Below are 16,714 nucleotides of genomic sequence, written 5' to 3' on the forward strand. Positions count from 1 at the left end.
GACTAGCCTTGCCGTGGCCTGAAATTCTCGATCACCCGCAGCAGCACCCGCGCACCGGCGTCAGCATCGGCGAGCTCCACATGCTCGTCCGGATGGTGGCTGATGCCGCCGCGGCAGCGGACGAAGACCATGCCGACATCGGCGATGTCGATCATGGCCATGCCGTCGTGCCCTGCCCCGCTCGCAAGCTCGAACACGGAGAAGCCCTCCGCTCCGATCGCCTGCGCGATCTGTTCCTTGAGCCACGGCGCGCACGGAGCGGTGCGGTTCTCGTGGGTGACGTCGAGCTGGAGGGCCAGGTCCCGGCGCCTGGCGATTGCCTCGATCTGGCGGACGATATCGGCGACCGCGCGTTTGCGGTGCATGTCGGTCGGCGCCCGCATGTCGATGGTGAAGGACACCTCGCCCGGAATGACATTGGTCGCGCCGGGCCTCGCCTGGATGTAGCCAACGGTGCCGACGAGCCCGCTCTCGTCGGTGCGGCAAAACTGCTCGATCGCCCCGATGCATTCGGCCGCGCCCGTGAGCGCATCACGCCGAAGCGCCATCGGCACGGTACCGGCATGCCCGGCCATGCCGGTCAGCCGCGCGGTAAGACGCGTGGCACCGGCAATCGCGGTGACGACACCGACAGGCAAGTCCTGCGCTTCCAGCACCGGCCCCTGCTCGATGTGCAATTCGAGATAGGCAAGCAGCTCGCGCCGGCTCCGCGCGGCCGCGCCGATATGATCGGGGTCCAGGCCGAACTGCACGAGCGCATCGCGCATCGCCACCCCGTCGCGGTCGCGCACATTCAAGACACTCTCATCGAAGGTGCCGGCCACCGCACGGCTGCCGAGCAGGGTCGAAGCGAAGCGTACGCCCTCCTCGTCGGCGAAGCCGACGATCTCGATCGCGAACGGCAGCCGCTTGCCACGGCGATTGAGATCGGCAACGCAGGCAATGGCCGTGATCACGCCCAACGGCCCGTCCCATTTGCCGGCGTCCCGTACGGTGTCGTAGTGCGAGCCGAGCATCAGGCTAGGCGCACCCGGCCGCTCGCCTTCGTAACGGCCGCAGACATTGCCGATCGCATCGAGATGCGCGCTCATGCCGGCGTCGCGCATCCAGCTCAGGAGGAGGTCCGCCGCCTCGCGCAATTGCCTGGTGAGATAGATGCGGGTGAGGTTGTCGCTACTTTCCGAGATCGCTGCCAGATCGTTGATCCGACGCACGATCTCTTCGCCGAGCGATGCATCTTGAACGGCGTTGACGGCACCCATCTCGGCGAGCTCTCTCTTCTCTGGACCGCGACAGGCGCGCGCCAACACCAATAAGTCCGTTCTTATCAGGCCCCAAGGGCCCGCAAAATCAATATTTTAATCAGTCATCCGGAAGATTGGGGCAATCATCACGGCCGGCTGGTCGCGATGTTCCGCGGCGAATTCGTGTATGAAGGGCGGACAGCGAGCCCGATCTCGCCACGCGCGTCTGGCGCATGGCGGGCACTGACCGCGGAGGATCGATGGACGACGCATCTGAGCGTGACGAGCAATTTCTGCGCCTGTCCTTCGCGGTCGCGCAGCGCTCCCTCACCCAGGGCAACCACCCGTTCGGCTGCATCGTCGTCGGTGCGGACGGCAAGGTGCTGATCGAGACCGAGAACGGCTACATGCCGGATCATGATGGCACCGCGCATGCCGAACGTCTCGCGGCCACCCAGGCCTGCCGCACACTCGACCGCGAGGTGCTGGCAACAGCAACGCTCTATTCTTCGGCAGAGCCCTGCGCGATGTGCGCCGGCGCGATCTACTGGGCCGGCATCCGCCGCGTCGTCTATGGCCTCAGCGAGCATCGCCTGCGCGGCGTCACCGGCAACCATCCGGAGAATCCGACCCTCGACCTGCCGTGCCGCGAAGTCTTTGCCAGCGGCCAGCGGCCGACCGAAGTCGTTGGTCCGCTGCTCGAGGACGAAGCCGAAGCGCTGCACGACGGCGTGTGGACGAAGTAGGCGCTACCACAAGCCCGGATCTGTAGGGTGGGCAAAGGCGCCCTTGCGCCGTGCCCACCATCGGGCTGATAAGGCAGAAGTGGTGGGCACGCTTCGCTTTGCCCACCCTACAGACTGCCTAGCGCATGGCGATCAGAACTTCACGGTGATACCGGAGTAGAGCGAGGATTCGGTGCACGACCCCGTACTCACCCTCGCCCCGCCGACCAGGGTGGTGCAGCCAACCGCGTTGTTGTGATCGAGGCCGAACTTGTTCTGCCAGTAGCGATAGGCGACCCAGACGTCGACGAAGTGCGAGTACTTCTCACCCCAGATCGCCTTCGAGGCATCCATCGTCAGACGGATCGGCTCAGAATTCAACTCGACCTTGGTGGGATAAACGCCGTTGGCAACGCTGGCCGGAAGCGGTTCGGTGTCGGTGCCCTTCTTGCCATACCAGCCGGCGCGGCCGCTGATCGAGAAGTACTGCATGTTTGCCGGCAGGAAGCCGAGATCCATGTAGTAATTGACCTCGACGGCCCAGGTCGGCTTGAACGAGGTGTTGCCGTCCGCAAGGCAGGTCACGCCGGGAACGCCCGGACCGAACAGTCCGCACTGGCTGAATGAGTTGTGGTTGGCGAACTCCCAATACACCAGCGGCGCGACGTTGATGTAACCCTTGTAGGGCAGATCGAACGCAAACTGCAGACCGCCGACGACGTCGCGCTTGGCGGCACCGAAATATCTGTTCTCGGTATTGGCGTCCATGCCGACCTCGAACGAGATGTTGTGGAGCGGCCCCGCGGTGAAGGCCTTGGTCTCGAACAACTCATTCCAGCCGAATGTCGAGCGGAACAGCCCGTAGATTTCCGTTGCACCGGCGCACGTTGCCGGCGCGCCGAAGATCGTGCCCGCGTTGGTGCAGGGCCCGGCCGGGTCGTTGTGATCGGACTTGAACATGGAGATGGTGAAGAAGTTCGTGCCGTATGCCCAGGCGTCGAAATGCGTGAACGAGTAGACCTGCTTGGTGGTCTTGCTGTCGATCGACCCATCCGGCCGGGTTGACCACGCACCGGGTTGCGAGGCGTCGAAGATGTACGAGAAAGTGACGCGGTTATCGATCACCAGGAAGAACGGAAGGTCCGCCGCCTTCTTGGCAGCCTTGACCGGCAGATCCGCGGCCTGAGCCATGCCACCGGTGGCGAGCGTGGCAAGCGACAGCGCCGCTGCAACCGACATGAAACGAAACGACATCCTGAATACCCCCAAGTTGGACACGTCAATGAACGCCCCTTGGGTGCGAGACTTGCGCCGATCTCCCGGAGGGAGAAGCCTCAACTTTTTTCAAGGCATGCCGCTTGTTTTGGCAAGGAGCGGCGTTTCTCTATGGGATTTAGTTGTTTTTTCGCAGCGGGTCCGCGGGCGGCAAGGCCGGCTATTGCCGGACATTGCCGTTTGATTTCGTTGCTCTTTCATATCGACCGGCCGTTTGGATACGGACGGTCAGGAGCCAATGTCGCGTCGATCCAAATTGCATAATCGCGATGGCGCAACTTTGCTCACTGCGACGTCAGGTCTGCACGGCAGGCTCCGATTTGGCTTGGACCGTCACAAATCTGCAACAGGCGCTGCGGGCGCAGTGCCTGCCGAAGCGTTGAGCAAGGGATGACGCATTTTCACACCTTACGCCGCGGGTCAAACTGGCCCACTATCGGGCCATTTCACCATGCAAGCGCATCAGCGAATGTTGGATTCGACACCTGACGGCCTGAATTCCAGCGAGCCCCCGCTGCTGCGGACGATCGGACTCACCAAACGCTATGGCGATTTTCTCGCCAACGATGACATCGACATCGATATCCGGCCGGGCGAAATCCACGCGCTGCTCGGCGAGAACGGTGCCGGCAAGTCGACGCTGGTCAAGGCGATCTATGGGCTGATCCAGCCCAGCGCCGGCGAGATTTGCTGGCAGGGCCGGCCGGTCGTGCTGTCCGGTCCTTCCGAAGCACGCAGCCTCGGCATCGGCATGGTGTTCCAGCACTTCTCGCTGTTCGACAATCTCACCGTCGCCGAAAACGTCGCGCTCGGCCTGGACGGGAAGGAATCCTTTAAGGAAATGTCGGCGCGACTGGAACAGGTGTCGAAGCTATACGGCCTTCCGCTCGATCCGAAACGCGAGGTCTGGCAATTGTCGGTCGGCCAGCGCCAGCGCATCGAGATCGTCCGCGCGCTGATGCAGGATCCGAAATTCCTGATCCTGGACGAGCCCACCGCCGTCCTGACGCCGCAAGAAGCGGATCAGCTTTTCATCGTGCTGGAGCGGCTCAAGGCCGAAGGTCGCGCTGTCCTCTACATCAGCCACAAGCTCGAGGAGGTGAAACGGCTCTGCGACACCGCCACGATCCTGCGCGGCGGCAGGAAGATCGAGACCTGCAATCCCCGGCGCGAGACCGCCGCTTCGCTGGCACGCATGATGGTCGGCGGCGACATCAAGGAAGTGAAGGCGGCATCCGGCCGGAAGACCACCGTGCCACGGCTCGTCGTCAACGATCTCTCGCTTGTGCCAGCCGAGGCGCATGGCGTGCGGCTCGAGCACATCTCGTTCGAGCTGAAGGGCGGCGAGATCCTGGGCATAGCCGGTGTCGCCGGCAACGGCCAGGACGAATTGTTCGCCGCGCTGTCCGGCGAGCGTCTCTCGAAGGATCCCGGCACCGTCGTGATCGAAGGCATTGCCGCCGGCCATCTTTCGATCACGCAGCGACGCAAGCTGGGCGCAGCCTTCGTTCCCGAAGAGCGGCTCGGCCATGGTACCGCGCCGCGCATGAAGCTCTCGGAGAACGCGCTGCTGACCGGGCACGCGGCCAGTGGCATGGTCCATCACGGCTTCATCGACACCGCAGCCACGCTGAAGACGGTAGATCGCGCGACCGAAGCATTCGATGTTCGCAAGGCCAAGCGGGATCCCGAGGCTGCCAGCCTCTCCGGCGGCAATCTGCAAAAATTCATCGTGGGACGCGAGATCCTGCGCAACCCCGCGGTGCTGGTGGTGAGCCAGCCGACTTGGGGCGTCGATGCCGGCGCCGCCGCCGTCATTCGCCAGGCGCTGCTCGATCTCGCAACCGCAGGCGCCGCCGTGCTCGTGACCAGCCAGGATCTCGACGAGCTCGCTGAGATCGCCGACCGCATCGCCGTGATGTTCCACGGCAAGCTGTCGGCACCGCTCGCTACCCGCGAGGCCAGCCGCGAAAAGCTCGGCCTGCTCATGGGCGGCAGCAGCCTCGAGCCGAAGGAGGCCGTGCATGCAGTTGGTCCTTGAGAAGCGCGCCGAACGCTCTGGCGCGGTCGCGTTGGTCTCGCCGTTGATCGCGATCGGCCTCACGGTCGTGACCATGGTCATCCTGTTTGCGATCCTCGGCAAGAATCCGCTGCTCGCACTGCATGCCTATTTCATCGCGCCCCTGACCGACGGCTATTCGCTGCAGGAGATCGCGGTCAAGGCGACGCCGCTGGTGATGATCGCGATCGGGCTGTCGCTCTGCTATCTCGCCAATGCCTGGAATATTGGCGCCGAGGGACAATTCCTGATCGGCGCGGTTGCCGGAAGCTGGATCGCGGTGAAGACGCAAGGCACCGACGCCGGCGCCTGGGTGCTGCCGGCCATGCTGGTGCTCGCCGCCGCGGCAGGCGCGCTCTATGCGCTGATCCCCGCGATCTGCAAGGTGAAGTTCGGCGCCAGCGAGATCCTGACCAGCCTGATGCTGGTCTATGTCGCCGACCTCTTCCTCGATTATCTCGTGCGCGGGCCCTGGCGCGACCCCAACGGCTTCAATTTCCCGACCACGGCCGAGTTCGATCCGGTGGCGACCGTCCCGCTGCTGATCGAGGGCGGCCGGCTGCATCTCGGCTCGATCATCGCGCTTCTTGTCGTGGCGGCAGCAGCGATCCTGCTCGGGCGCACCATCAAGGGGTTCGAGATCCGCGTGGTCGGCGCAGCGCCCCGCGCGGCACGGTTCGGCGGCTTCAATGCCAACCAGCTGATCATCCTGACATTCGCGGTGTCAGGCGCACTCGCAGGGCTTGCCGGCATCATCGAGGTGGCAGGTCCTGTCGGGCATCTCCAGCCGGGCATTTCTCCAGGCTACGGTTTTACCGCGATCATCGTCGCCTTCCTCGGCCGGCTGAACCCGCTTGGAATATTAATTGCAGGCCTTTTCCTTGCACTGACCTTTATCGGCGGCGAGCAGGCGCAGATCGCGATGAAGATTCCATTGGATGTCACCAAGGTCTTCCAGGGCATTCTGCTGTTCTACGTGCTCGCCTGCGATTCCCTGATCCTCTACCGCTTCAAGCTGAGCTTCCCGAACCGTCAGGTGGCCCGTGGAACTCATTGAAGCCATCATCCTGGCCGTGCTCGCCGCGTCCACGCCGCTCCTGATCGCCGCGACCGGGGAGCTCGTGACCGAGCGCTCCGGCGTGCTCAATCTCGGCGTCGAGGGCATGATGATCGTCGGCGCGGCTTGCGGCTTTGCCGGCGCCTGGCTCACCGGATCGGTCTTCGTCGGCGCGCTGTTCGGCATTGTCGCGGGCACGATGATGTCGCTGATCTTCGCGCTGATGGCGCTCGGGCTCGCCGTCAACCAGGTCGCGACAGGTCTCGCGCTGACCATCCTCGGCGTCGGACTCTCCGGACTGATCGGCGCCGGCTTCGTCGGTGAACGCATCACGCCGGCGGTTCATCTCGCCGTTCCCGGCCTCACCGACATTCCGCTGGTCGGCCGCGTGCTGTTCGGCGAGGACGCCTTCGTCTATTTCTCCATTGCGCTCGTCATTGGCGTCTGGTGGTTCCTGTACCGCACGCGGGCCGGATTGATCCTGCGCGCCTGCGGCGACAACCACGTCTCCGCGCATGCGCTCGGCTATCCCGTGCTGCGCATCCGCACCTTCGCCGTGATGTTCGGCGGTGCCTGCGCAGGCCTTGCCGGCGCCTATCTGCCGCTCGCCTATACGCCGTTCTTCATTCCCGGCATGACCGCAGGCCGCGGCTGGATCGCACTGGCGCTGGTGGTGTTCTCGTCCTGGCGGCCGGGCCGCCTCGTGATTGGCGCCTATCTCTTCGGCGCGGTCACGATCCTGCAATTGCATGCGCAAGGTTGGGGCATCGGCATTCCCTCGCAATTCATGTCGGCGCTGCCTTATCTCGCGACCGTCATCGTGCTGGTGCTGCTCTCCCGCGCGCGCAGCGGCGGCTCGACCGCACCGGCCGCGCTCGGCACCGTATTCGTGCCGGACCGGTGAATTGCATTTCCGCAACGGGCGCGATGGGGCGCGCAAATTGCGGATCGTGGCTTTCCCCTGATATTTGGAGATCGATGATGAGGAAATCACTTCTTGCGCTGGCGACCGGACTCTTGCTTGCCGGCAGCGTCAGTGCAGCCTCCCCTGCCGACAAGCTCAAGGTCGGCTTCATCTATCTGGGCCCGATCGGAGACCTCGGCTGGACCTATCAGCACGATCTCGCGCGCCAGGCGCTGGTCAAGGAACTGGGCGACCAGATCGAGACCACCTATCTGGAGAACGTTCCCGAAGGCCCCGACGCCGAGCGCTCCATCGAGCAACTCGTCCGCGCCGGCAACAAGCTGATCTTCACGACGTCGTTCGGTTACATGGATCCGACGCTGAAGGTCGCGAAAAAATATCCGAACGTGCATTTCGAGCACGCCACCGGCTACAAGCGCAATCCGAACATGTCGACCTACTCGGCCAAATGGTGGCAGGGCCGCTACATTCAGGGCCTGATCGCGGCCAAGATGTCGAAGTCGGGCGTACTTGGTTATATCGGCTCCTTTCCGATTCCGGAGGTCGTTTCCGGCATCAACGCGACGATGCTGGCGGCGCAGACCATCAAGCCTGACATCAAGGTCAAGATCATCTGGGCCAACACCTGGTTCGACCCGGGCAAGGAGGCCGACGCCGCCAAGGCCCTGATCGACCAGGGCGCCGACGTCATCATGCAGCACACGGATTCGCCGGCCGCGATGCAGATCGCCAGCGAACGCGGCAAGCTCGCCTTCGGCCAGGACTCCGAGATGATCAAGTTCGGGCCCAAGACCCAGCTGACCTCAATCCTCGACACCTGGGGCCCCTACTACATCGAACGGGTCAAGGCGGAACTCGCCGGCACCTGGAAGTCCCAGGACAGCTGGGGCGGTCTCGACAGTCACATGTTCGCGATGGCGCCCTATACCAACATGCCTGACGATGTGAAAAAAATGGCTGAGGATGCCCAGGCCGCGATCATCGCGGGCAAGCTGCATCCGTTCAAGTGCCCGATCGTTGGGCAGGACGGCAAGCCGGTCGAGTGCAAAGGCGGCGATCACCTCGACGACGGCCAGATTCTCGGTATGAATTTCTACGTGAAAGGCATCGACGACAAGCTTCCGGGCAAGTAGCACGCTTCTTGCTTTACCCAAATCACCTGCTCCTCCCGGAGGAGGTTCGGAGGGGGTGGCCAGAAGCACCCGGCACTTGTGGTCGCCCCCTCTTTCATTCCATCCGCATGGCCTGCGCCGCCGAACTGTGGCGCCGGATGAGGTCCGTCACGTCAAGGCCGGGGATGGCGCCATCGATCACGGCCCATCTTCCCGCCACCATCACCCGGTCGGCCCGATGCGCTCCGCACAGCACCAGCGCGGCCAAGGGGTCGCCATGGCCGGAGAAGCGCAGCTCGTCGAGCCTGAACAGCGCGAGGTCCGCGGCCTTGCCGACCGCGATCTCGCCGAGTTCCGGACGGCCGACGCAGCCCGCCGAGCCCTTGGTAGCCCAGCGCAGCGCATCCTTGTGGCTGACTTTCGCTACGCCATAGCGCGCCCGTTGCAGCAGGAAGGCGGCGCGGACCTCCTGCATCAGGTTCGAACCGTCGTTCGAGGCCGAGCCATCGACACCGAGCCCGATGCCGACACCGGCCTCCTCCATCTCGCAGACCGGGCAGCAGCCGGACGCCAGCAGCTGATTGCTGCACGCGCAATGGCTGATGGTCGTCTTCGCCTTGCCGAGCCGTTTCATTTCGTCGGCGTTGAAAAATATACCGTGAGCGAGCCAGGTCCGCGCGTTGAGCCAGCCGCACTGCTCGAGATAGTCGAGCGGACGGCAGCCATACATCTGCTGGCAGAAATTGTTCTCGTCCTCGGTCTCGGCGAGATGGGTGTGCAGGCGCACGTCGAGCTTGGCGGCGAGATCGGCGGTGGCGCGCATCAGCGACGTCGTTACTGAGAACGGCGAGCACGGCGCGAGCGCGATCTGCACCATCGCATCCGCACCGCGCTGATGATGCTTTGCGACCACGCGCGCGCTGTCGGCAAGAATCGTGTCCTCGTCCTGCACGACGCTGTCAGGTGGCAAGCCACCGTCGCGCTGCGACAGGTTCATCGAGCCGCGCGTGAGCAGCACCCGCACGCCGAGGCGCTTCGCCACGGCGACCTCGATATCGACGGCGTCTTCGAGGCCCGCAGGGAAGACGTAGTGATGATCCGTTGTGGTGGTGCAGCCCGAGAGCAACAATTCGGACATCGCCACGGTGACGCCGAGCTCGAGTGCCTCCGGCGTCAGCCTCGCCCACACCGGATAGAGCGCCTGGAGCCAGGGGAACAGCTCGCGGTCCATCGCCGCCGGCAGCGCCCGCGTCAGCGTCTGGTAAAAATGATGATGGGTGTTGATCAGGCCCGGCAGCACGACGTGTTCGCTGGCATCGAACACCGCGACGTCAGCGGTCACAGGCGTGGCGCCGGCCGGCACCAGCTCGACGATCCGGCCGTCCTTCACCACGATCCCGCGCGCGGCGCCGTCGGCGAGGATGGCCAGGGGATCCCTGATCCAGATCGGCGTTGCATCGCTCATGAGCCTACTTCTCCTTACATCCGCTGACAGGCCTGCCAGGTAAAGGCCGGCCCGGTCACCTTCGCGCGACCACTTGTTTGTTGCGACTTGGCTCCGGTCTTGCAAGACTCATCGCCACGATTCACCGGCGGAAGCTTTGACGCAGCCATGGATTTGAATACCATCACGACAGTGGCCCATCCGCAAACACGGGCGCAATTGCCGGCCTGGACGGCAGGCGATGCCTGGCTCGCGGGCGGCACCTGGCTATTCTCGGAACCACAAGCGCACCTCGCGCGGCTGATCGATCTCACCGATATGAAATGGCCGGCGCTGACGATCAGCGAAAGCCATCTCTCCATCGCCGCCACTTGCACGGTCGCGCAACTCGACGGACTTGCCTGCCCGTCCGATTGGCTTGCCGCGCCGCTGATCAACCAATGCTGCCGCGCATTCCTTGCGTCGTTCAAGATCTGGAAGACCGCGACCATCGGCGGCAATCTCTGCATGTCGCTGCCGGCGGGACCGATGATCTCGCTGACCGCGGCGCTCGACGGCGTCTGCACCATCTGGAAGGCCGGCGGCGGCGAGCAGCGGATTCCCGTCGCCGAGTTCGTCACCGGCAACCAGCGCAATCGTCTGACCCCGGGCGACCTGCTGCGCCAGATCGACATTCCGATCGCCGCGCTGAAGCGCCGCACGGCGTTTCGGCAGATCTCGCTGGCGCCGCTCGGCCGCTCCGCGGCGCTGCTGATCGGCAGCCTCGATGCCGACGGCCCGCTGACACTGACGGTCACCGCCTCCACGGTCCGGCCAGTCCAGTTGTCCTTCCCCACGCCGCCCGATGCGGACGCGCTGCGCGATGCGATCGTCCAGCAGATCACGGACGATCTGTACCACGCCGACATCCACGGCCAGCCACTCTGGCGCAAGCACATGACGCTACGGCTCGCCGAGCAGATCCGCGGCGAGCTCTCTGCCGGAGTACCGTCATGAGTTTCGAGGTCAACGCCAAGCCGTTTGCGCGAGGCCCGCGCGCCGGCCAGTGCCTGCGCACGTTCCTGCGCGAGCTCGGCCATTTCGGCGTGAAGAAGGGCTGCGACGCCGGTGACTGCGGCGCCTGCACCGTGCTGCTCGACGGCGAGCCGGTACACAGCTGCCTGATCCCGGCGTTCCGGGCCGAGGGACGCAGCGTGACCACGATCGAAGGTCTGGGCGGCGACCACGGTACGCATCCGATGCAGCAGGCCTTCCTCGACGCGCAGGGCTTTCAATGCGGCTTCTGCACCGCCGGCATGATCCTGACCTGCGCCTCGCTGAACCAGGCCCAGCGCACCGATCTCGGCACCGCGCTGAAGGGCAACATCTGCCGCTGCACCGGCTATCGCGCGATCGAGGACGCATTGCTCGGCAAGACCAATGTCGAGGCCAACGTCGAGGCCGGCGCCGCGTTCGGCCGCAGCCTGCCGGCGCCCGCAGGCCCCGATATCGTGCGCGGGAATGCGCGCTACACCTTCGACACCGCCATCGATGGCCTGCTTCACGTCAAGCTGGTGCGTTCGCCTCATGCGCACGCCAGGATCGTCGCGATCGACAAGTCGGACGCCCTGCGCGTTCCCGGCGTGCACGCGGTGCTGACGCATGAAGACGCACCTTCGATGCTGATCTCGACCGCGCGGCACGAGATGGACTGGATGGACCCCGAGGACACCCGCGTTCTCGACGACGTCGTCCGCTTCATCGGCCAGCGGGTTGCCGCAATCGTCGCCGAGAGCGAAGCCGCCGCCGAGGAGGCGTGCCGGCGGATCAAGGTCGACTATGAGATCCTGCCTGCGCTGATCGATCCGGAGCAGGCGATGGCACCGGGCGCGCCCATCATCCATCCCGATCGTACCACCGCGAATCGCATCGCCGACGCCCAGCGTAACCTCGCCGCGGAGACGCATGGCGAGTACGGCGATGTCGCAGCCGCGCTCGCGACGTCTGCCGTCACCTACGAGGGCACCTTCCACAGTCATCGCGTCCAGCACGCGGCGCTGGAGACCCATGGCGGCCTCGCCTGGCTCGATGAAGCGGGCGTGCTCAATGTCCGCACTTCGACGCAGGTGCCGTTCCTGACCCGGCGCGCGCTGGCGGACATCTTCGAGCTTCCTTCCGACAAGGTCCGCGTGTTCTGCGAGCGTGTCGGCGGCGGGTTTGGCGGCAAGCAGGAGATGTTCGTCGAGGACATCCTGGCGCTCGCTGCACTCAAGACGGGACGTCCGGTGAAGCTGGAGCTGACCCGTGAGGAGCAATTCATCGCAACCTCGACGCGGCATCCGATGCGGGTCCACATCAAGGCCGGAGCGGATGCCGACGGCAAGCTCACCGCGCTCCAGCTCGACGTGCTCTCCAACACCGGCGCCTACGGCAATCACGCCGGCCCGGTGATGTTCCATTCGCTGTCCGAGTCCATCGCGGTCTACAATTGCCCGAACAAGCGGGTCGACGGTTACGCCGTCTACACCAACACGGTGCCGGCGGGCGCGTTTCGCGGCTATGGCCTGCCACAGACGCTGATCGCGATCGAGGCCGCGATCGACGAGCTGGGCAAGCAGCTCGGCATCACCCCCTTCGAGATGCGCCGGCGCAACATCGTCAGGGTCGGCGATCCCATGCTGTCGCCGCCGCCGTCCGAATTTCACGACGTGCTCTATGGCTCCTACGGGCTCGACCAGTGCCTCGACCTCGTCGAGCGCGCGATGCAGGCGGACGGCCCGCAGCCGGACTTGTCGCCGGATTGGCTGATCGGTGACGGTGTCGCGCTGACCATGATCGACACCGTGCCGCCGGCGGGCCACTTCGCCGACGCGACGATTACGCTTCGCGATGACGGCGGTTTCGATCTCACCGTCGGCACCGCTGAATTCGGCAACGGCACCAGCACGGTGCACCGGCAGATCGCCGCGACCACGCTGGCGACCACCGTCGACAGGATCCGCCTGCGCCAGTCCGACACCGCCCATGGCGGCCACGACACCGGGGCCTATGGCAGCGCGGGCATGTTCGTCGCCGGCAAGGCGACGCATGCGGCAGCCTTGCAGCTTGCGACCGTGCTGAAGGCGGCCGCTGCCGGCGCGTGGCTGTGTGACGTCGGCAGCTGCGTGCTCGAGGACAATGCCGTCGTCAGCGGCGTCCGGCGCATGCCGTTTGCGGAGCTGGTGAAGCTCGCGCGCGAGCGCGGGCAGCCGTTCGCAGGCAACGGCAACTCCGCGGGCACGCCGCGTTCGGTCGGCTTCAACGTCCAGGGTTTTCGCGTCGCCGTGAACAAGGCCACCGGCGAGCTCAGGATACTCCGGAGCGTCCACGCCGCGGACGCAGGCGTCGTCGCCAATCCCATGCAGTGCCGCGGTCAGGTCGAAGGCGGCGTCGCGCAGGCACTTGGTGCTGCGCTCTACGAGGAGATGGTGATCGACGCCGAGGGACGCGTCACCAACCCGAAATTCCGCGACTACCACCTGCCCTCCTTCGCCGACGTGCCGCGCACCGACGTGTTCTTCGCCGGGACGTCCGACACGATCGGGCCGCTAGGGGCGAAGTCGATGAGCGAGAGTCCGTACAATCCGGTCGCGGCCGCGCTCGGCAACGCGATCGCAAATGCCACCGGCATCCGCTTCACCGCGCCGCCCTTCAAGCCGGACCGGCTATTTCCGGCACTGCACGCGAAGTTCGGGGACTAGCTGCCGCGATAGGTCGAATAGCTCCAGGGCGTGACCAATAGCGGCACGTGGTAGTGCCCCTCTGGTTCGCTGACGGCGAAGCGCAGCGGGATCTCGTCGAGGAATGGCGGGTCCGTGAGCTGCACGTTGCGCTCGGCGTAGTATTTGGCAACGCTGAATTTGAGCTCATAGCGGCCGATTGGCAGCGGACGATTACCGATCAACGGCTGATCGGTGCGACCGTCGGCGTTGGTGACTGCGCGTGCGATCACACGGCTCTCGCCGAGGCTTGCAAGCTCAACGAGCTCAATCGGAATCCCCGGCGCCGGTTTGCCAATCTGATTGTCCAGCACATGGGTCGAGAGCCGGCCGTGCACCTTCAGCCTGTCGTCGGCCATGACGAGCTGATCCAGCCTCAGCGCGGAGATGCGGCCGATCTCCTCGATCGCACGCCGCGTCTCGGTCTTTGCGATGTTGCGCAACCGGATCTCGAAATCGCGCAGCACGGAATCCCTGGTGTGGCGGCGGATGCAGACGATATAGGGGAAGCCAAACTTGTCGCGGTAGGCATTGTTGACGCGCTCGAATGCGGCGTATTCGGCGTCCGACAGGCGGTCGAGGCCGGCGCTGTTCTGCTCGTCGGTGGACTCAGCCGTCAGCCCCGCCGCGCGCTGGGTCTTGTTGGCGAGATCGGGATGCGCCCGGAGCAGCGCCAGCTGCACGTCGGGTTCGGCGCTCTGGATCGCCGCCATCAGCGCGGCGTGCAGCTGGTAGACGCCGGCGAACGGCCGCTTGCCGGCGAGCTGCTCGGCGATCCACGGTGAATATTCAACGACATTGGCGAGCACCGCGACGAAGTCGGCCTTGGCGGCGGCGTTGAGGTCAGACAGCGAAATTTGCGACATCGTCCCTCAACCGATCTCGAATGCGTCGGCGGCAAAATGCGCGAGCCTGGCGTGCCAGTGCTGCGCGATCTGCAGCCGCGTCGGCACCCAGACGCGCTCGTGCTTGCCGATGTAATCCAGGAAGCGCATCAGCCCCGCGGCGCGGCCGGGTCGGCCGGCGAGGCGGCAGTGCAGGCCGACCGACATCATCTTCGGCGCGATCTCGCCTTCGGCGTAGAGCACGTCGAAGGCGTCCTTCAGATAGGTGAAGAACTGCTCACCGTCGGCAAAGCCTTGCGGGTTGATGAAGCGCATGTCGTTGGCATCGAGCGTGTAGGGAATGACGAGCTGCTTGCCATTCGCGCCCTTGATCCAATAGGGCAGATCGTCGGCATAGGAGTCGCAGAGATAGAGGAAGCCGCCCTCCTCCATCAGCAGACGGTTGGTGTTGATCGAGGAGCGCCCGGTGTACCAGCCGAGCGGCCGCGATCCGGTGGCCTCGGTGTGGACGCGGATCGACTCGGCGATCTCGGCGCGTTCCTGCGCCTCGGTCATGTCCTTGTGCTCGATCCATTTCAGGCTGTGGCTGGCGATGTCCCAGTCCGCCTCCTTCATCGCAGCGACGATCTCGGGATTGCGCTTCAGCGCGGTGGCGACACCGAACACGGTGGTCGGCCAGTTGCGTTCGCCGAACATCCGCCACAGCCGCCAGAAGCCGGCGCGCGAGCCATATTCGAACATCGACTCGATATTGGCATGGCGCTGGCCGGGCCAGGGCTGTGCGCCGAGCACGTCGGACAGGAACGCTTCCGAGGCGCGATCGCCGTGCAGGATGTTGTTCTCGCCGCCTTCCTCGAAATTGACCACGAACTGTACCGCGACCCGCGCATTGCCGGGCCACTCGGGGTGCGGCGGATTGCGGCCGTAACCGCGGAGATCGCGCGGGTAGCGTGGGTCAGCCACTCAGACTTCCTCGAAGCGGATCGGCAGCGCGCCCTTCCACAACACGCTCTTGCCCAGCGTCGCCAGGTCCTCCAGGCCTGAGGTCAGGGTGATGAAGTGGTTGCCGGCGAGCTGGCCCATCTTGCTCGCGAAATGCACGCCGCCATAGGCCAGCAGGATCTCGGTCTCGCTGATGCCGCCGGGATAGAGGATGATCTGGCCGGGCGCGGGATAGCTGGTGTGGTTTTCGTAGCCGACGCCGAAATCGAGATCGCCGAGCGGCATCCACACACCCTCGCCGCTCCAGCGCACGTGGATGATGTGGCTTTCGAACGGCAGTGCCTTGCGGAAGGCGGCGACGGTCTTGGGTGCCGCTTGCTCCTCGAAGCGGGCATCGAAGGTAAAATCGCCGGCACGGATAACGAGTTTGCTCATCTCATCTCTCTGGATCGGGGCCGGTGGCCCCACGGATCATTTTACGGATCATTTTCAAGCAAAGAGCATTCCCGACAGTTTAGCGCAAGGGGCGCGGACGCATCACCTGCGGTCGTAGGACCAGCCGAAAATGCCGCTCCGCCGCGTCTCCGGCTCGGGCTCGGCGGCCGGCGGCGGCGCTTGCTTCAGCTCCGCCGCCGGCGGCGGGGGCGGCGCCGGCAGGATTTCGCATTTCATTGAGTAGACCAGCTTGCCGTCCGCGGTACGCCCGATCGGCGCACAGGGATCGGGATGTCCGGCCGCGGTCTTCGGCGCCAATTTGACTTGCGCGGCCGCCGGCGAGGCCAGCAGCACCAGGACCAGCAGATATCTCGACATCGTTGTCGCCTGAAGCTCGATTGGCCCATTGAACCGGATTGTGGCGGGCAAGTCCATCGGCGCCGGAGGGCATGATTGCCGAATATTTAGCCGTGTCCCGGACGCCATGTAGCGGAGACTCGGGCACGACAGCGGCGTCATCACGCTCGCTATCTCGGATGCTCCCGTGCTCATCCCAGTGACGGTGCCGTAGGGTGGGCAAAGGCGCACAGCGCCGTGCCCACGATCTCCATCCATAGGCAACATAGACGTGGGCACGCTTGCGCTTTGCCCACCCTACGAGACCAAGCTTACGGCTTGCACACATGCCTTCGCATTCTCGCGGCGGATTTCGCCCGAGCTTTGCCTGGTCTCGCTACCCTCTGATCCAAGAGGGCGCAGGGAAGGCCGGGTGCCGGCTGGCACCCGCGGTCCGCTGCGCGAAATGCACACGCAGAAAGAACCGCACAGCAGCATACAGGTGTCGCCGATCACTCGGCCTTCCCTGCGCGATGGCTGGACGGCTTATGCCGTGATCTCCCGGGAGCCGACCATTC

The 16,714-nt window shown here is 65.0% G+C and carries 14 protein-coding genes; 7 read left to right on the forward strand and 7 right to left on the reverse strand.

Annotated elements, in window-relative coordinates; all coding sequences use genetic code 11:
- Nucleotides 1–2 precede the first annotated feature (2 nt).
- Complete coding sequence (locus tag C7G42_RS25700; RefSeq protein WP_106951715.1) at nucleotides 3–1,262, reverse strand: allantoate amidohydrolase; 1,260 nt, start codon at nucleotides 1,260–1,262, stop codon at nucleotides 3–5.
- A gap of 242 nt (nucleotides 1,263–1,504) precedes the next feature.
- Here C7G42_RS25700 and C7G42_RS25705 point away from each other — a divergent pair, with 242 nt between their 5' ends.
- Nucleotides 1,505–1,990, forward strand: coding sequence for a nucleoside deaminase (locus tag C7G42_RS25705; RefSeq protein WP_106951716.1), 486 nt, complete (start codon nucleotides 1,505–1,507; stop codon nucleotides 1,988–1,990).
- Between the two features lie 132 nt (nucleotides 1,991–2,122).
- On the opposite strand, the gene C7G42_RS25710 is transcribed toward C7G42_RS25705, so the two are convergent.
- Nucleotides 2,123–3,223, reverse strand: a complete 1,101-nt coding sequence (locus C7G42_RS25710; protein ID WP_106951717.1) for a hypothetical protein — start codon at nucleotides 3,221–3,223, stop codon at nucleotides 2,123–2,125.
- A gap of 472 nt (nucleotides 3,224–3,695) precedes the next feature.
- Between C7G42_RS25710 and C7G42_RS25715 the strand changes: the two genes are divergently transcribed.
- The 4 genes from C7G42_RS25715 to C7G42_RS25730 all read left to right on the forward strand — a co-directional run bounded on the left by C7G42_RS25715 (nucleotide 3,696) and on the right by C7G42_RS25730 (nucleotide 8,418).
- Nucleotides 3,696–5,285: an ABC transporter ATP-binding protein gene (locus C7G42_RS25715; protein WP_502694237.1), complete on the forward strand. Its 1,590-nt coding sequence runs from the start codon at nucleotides 3,696–3,698 to the stop codon at nucleotides 5,283–5,285.
- Nucleotides 5,269–6,360: an ABC transporter permease gene (locus tag C7G42_RS25720; RefSeq protein WP_106951719.1), complete on the forward strand. Its 1,092-nt coding sequence runs from the start codon at nucleotides 5,269–5,271 to the stop codon at nucleotides 6,358–6,360. Before C7G42_RS25715 ends, C7G42_RS25720 begins: the two co-directional genes overlap by 17 nt.
- Nucleotides 6,347–7,264: an ABC transporter permease gene (locus tag C7G42_RS25725; protein ID WP_106951720.1), complete on the forward strand. Its 918-nt coding sequence runs from the start codon at nucleotides 6,347–6,349 to the stop codon at nucleotides 7,262–7,264. The genes C7G42_RS25720 and C7G42_RS25725 overlap by 14 nt, the downstream gene beginning before the upstream one ends.
- A gap of 77 nt (nucleotides 7,265–7,341) precedes the next feature.
- Nucleotides 7,342–8,418 (forward strand): BMP family ABC transporter substrate-binding protein, encoded by a 1,077-nt coding sequence (locus C7G42_RS25730; RefSeq protein WP_199581135.1) that lies wholly within the window; start codon nucleotides 7,342–7,344, stop codon nucleotides 8,416–8,418.
- A gap of 94 nt (nucleotides 8,419–8,512) precedes the next feature.
- Here the strand turns inward: C7G42_RS25730 and C7G42_RS25735 are convergent, their stop codons facing one another.
- On the reverse strand, nucleotides 8,513–9,862 hold the full coding sequence (locus tag C7G42_RS25735; RefSeq protein ID WP_106951722.1) for an 8-oxoguanine deaminase: 1,350 nt from the start codon (nucleotides 9,860–9,862) through the stop codon (nucleotides 8,513–8,515).
- Between the two features lie 147 nt (nucleotides 9,863–10,009).
- Between C7G42_RS25735 and C7G42_RS25740 the strand changes: the two genes are divergently transcribed.
- Together C7G42_RS25740 and C7G42_RS25745 are read left to right on the forward strand one after the other, a co-directional pair.
- On the forward strand, nucleotides 10,010–10,837 hold the full coding sequence (locus C7G42_RS25740) for an FAD binding domain-containing protein (RefSeq protein WP_106951723.1): 828 nt from the start codon (nucleotides 10,010–10,012) through the stop codon (nucleotides 10,835–10,837).
- On the forward strand, nucleotides 10,834–13,560 hold the full coding sequence (locus tag C7G42_RS25745; protein ID WP_106951724.1) for a molybdopterin-dependent oxidoreductase: 2,727 nt from the start codon (nucleotides 10,834–10,836) through the stop codon (nucleotides 13,558–13,560). The genes C7G42_RS25740 and C7G42_RS25745 overlap by 4 nt, the downstream gene beginning before the upstream one ends.
- Here the strand turns inward: C7G42_RS25745 and uraD are convergent.
- The 4 genes from uraD to C7G42_RS25765 all read right to left on the reverse strand — a co-directional run bounded on the left by uraD (nucleotide 13,557) and on the right by C7G42_RS25765 (nucleotide 16,178).
- A complete protein-coding gene (gene uraD / locus C7G42_RS25750; RefSeq protein ID WP_106951725.1) occupies nucleotides 13,557–14,444 on the reverse strand; it encodes a 2-oxo-4-hydroxy-4-carboxy-5-ureidoimidazoline decarboxylase in 888 nt (295 codons plus the stop codon). The two genes, C7G42_RS25745 and uraD, sit on opposite strands and share 4 nt — an antisense overlap.
- Before the next feature lie 6 nt (nucleotides 14,445–14,450).
- A complete protein-coding gene (gene puuE, locus C7G42_RS25755; protein WP_106951726.1) occupies nucleotides 14,451–15,386 on the reverse strand; it encodes an allantoinase PuuE in 936 nt (311 codons plus the stop codon).
- On the reverse strand, nucleotides 15,387–15,800 hold the full coding sequence (locus C7G42_RS25760; protein WP_106951727.1) for a DUF3830 family protein: 414 nt from the start codon (nucleotides 15,798–15,800) through the stop codon (nucleotides 15,387–15,389).
- A 102-nt stretch (nucleotides 15,801–15,902) separates the two neighbouring features.
- Nucleotides 15,903–16,178 (reverse strand): hypothetical protein, encoded by a 276-nt coding sequence (locus C7G42_RS25765; protein WP_199581136.1) that lies wholly within the window; start codon nucleotides 16,176–16,178, stop codon nucleotides 15,903–15,905.
- Nucleotides 16,179–16,714: the final 536 nt, after the last annotated feature.

The organism is Bradyrhizobium sp. MOS003 (assembly GCF_003020125.1).
Classification (GTDB): Bacteria; Pseudomonadota; Alphaproteobacteria; order Rhizobiales; family Xanthobacteraceae; genus Bradyrhizobium.

Excerpts from the sequence above, each read along its gene's own strand:
- C7G42_RS25710 (WP_106951717.1), bottom strand. The coding sequence starts at position 3,223 with ATGTCGTTTCGTTTCATGTCGGTTGCAGCGGCGCTGTCGCTTGCCACG.
- C7G42_RS25700 (WP_106951715.1), bottom strand. The coding sequence starts at position 1,262 with ATGGGTGCCGTCAACGCCGTTCAAGATGCATCGCTCGGCGAAGAGATC.
- C7G42_RS25765 (WP_199581136.1), bottom strand. The coding sequence starts at position 16,178 with ATGTCGAGATATCTGCTGGTCCTGGTGCTGCTGGCCTCGCCGGCGGCC.
- C7G42_RS25745 (WP_106951724.1), top strand. The coding sequence starts at position 10,834 with ATGAGTTTCGAGGTCAACGCCAAGCCGTTTGCGCGAGGCCCGCGCGCC.
- C7G42_RS25730 (WP_199581135.1), top strand. The coding sequence starts at position 7,342 with ATGAGGAAATCACTTCTTGCGCTGGCGACCGGACTCTTGCTTGCCGGC.
- C7G42_RS25720 (WP_106951719.1), top strand. The coding sequence starts at position 5,269 with ATGCAGTTGGTCCTTGAGAAGCGCGCCGAACGCTCTGGCGCGGTCGCG.
- C7G42_RS25760 (WP_106951727.1), bottom strand. The coding sequence starts at position 15,800 with ATGAGCAAACTCGTTATCCGTGCCGGCGATTTTACCTTCGATGCCCGC.
- uraD (WP_106951725.1), bottom strand. The coding sequence starts at position 14,444 with ATGTCGCAAATTTCGCTGTCTGACCTCAACGCCGCCGCCAAGGCCGAC.
- C7G42_RS25715 (WP_502694237.1), top strand. The coding sequence starts at position 3,696 with ATGCAAGCGCATCAGCGAATGTTGGATTCGACACCTGACGGCCTGAAT.
- C7G42_RS25735 (WP_106951722.1), bottom strand. The coding sequence starts at position 9,862 with ATGAGCGATGCAACGCCGATCTGGATCAGGGATCCCCTGGCCATCCTC.
- C7G42_RS25740 (WP_106951723.1), top strand. The coding sequence starts at position 10,010 with ATGGATTTGAATACCATCACGACAGTGGCCCATCCGCAAACACGGGCG.
- C7G42_RS25705 (WP_106951716.1), top strand. The coding sequence starts at position 1,505 with ATGGACGACGCATCTGAGCGTGACGAGCAATTTCTGCGCCTGTCCTTC.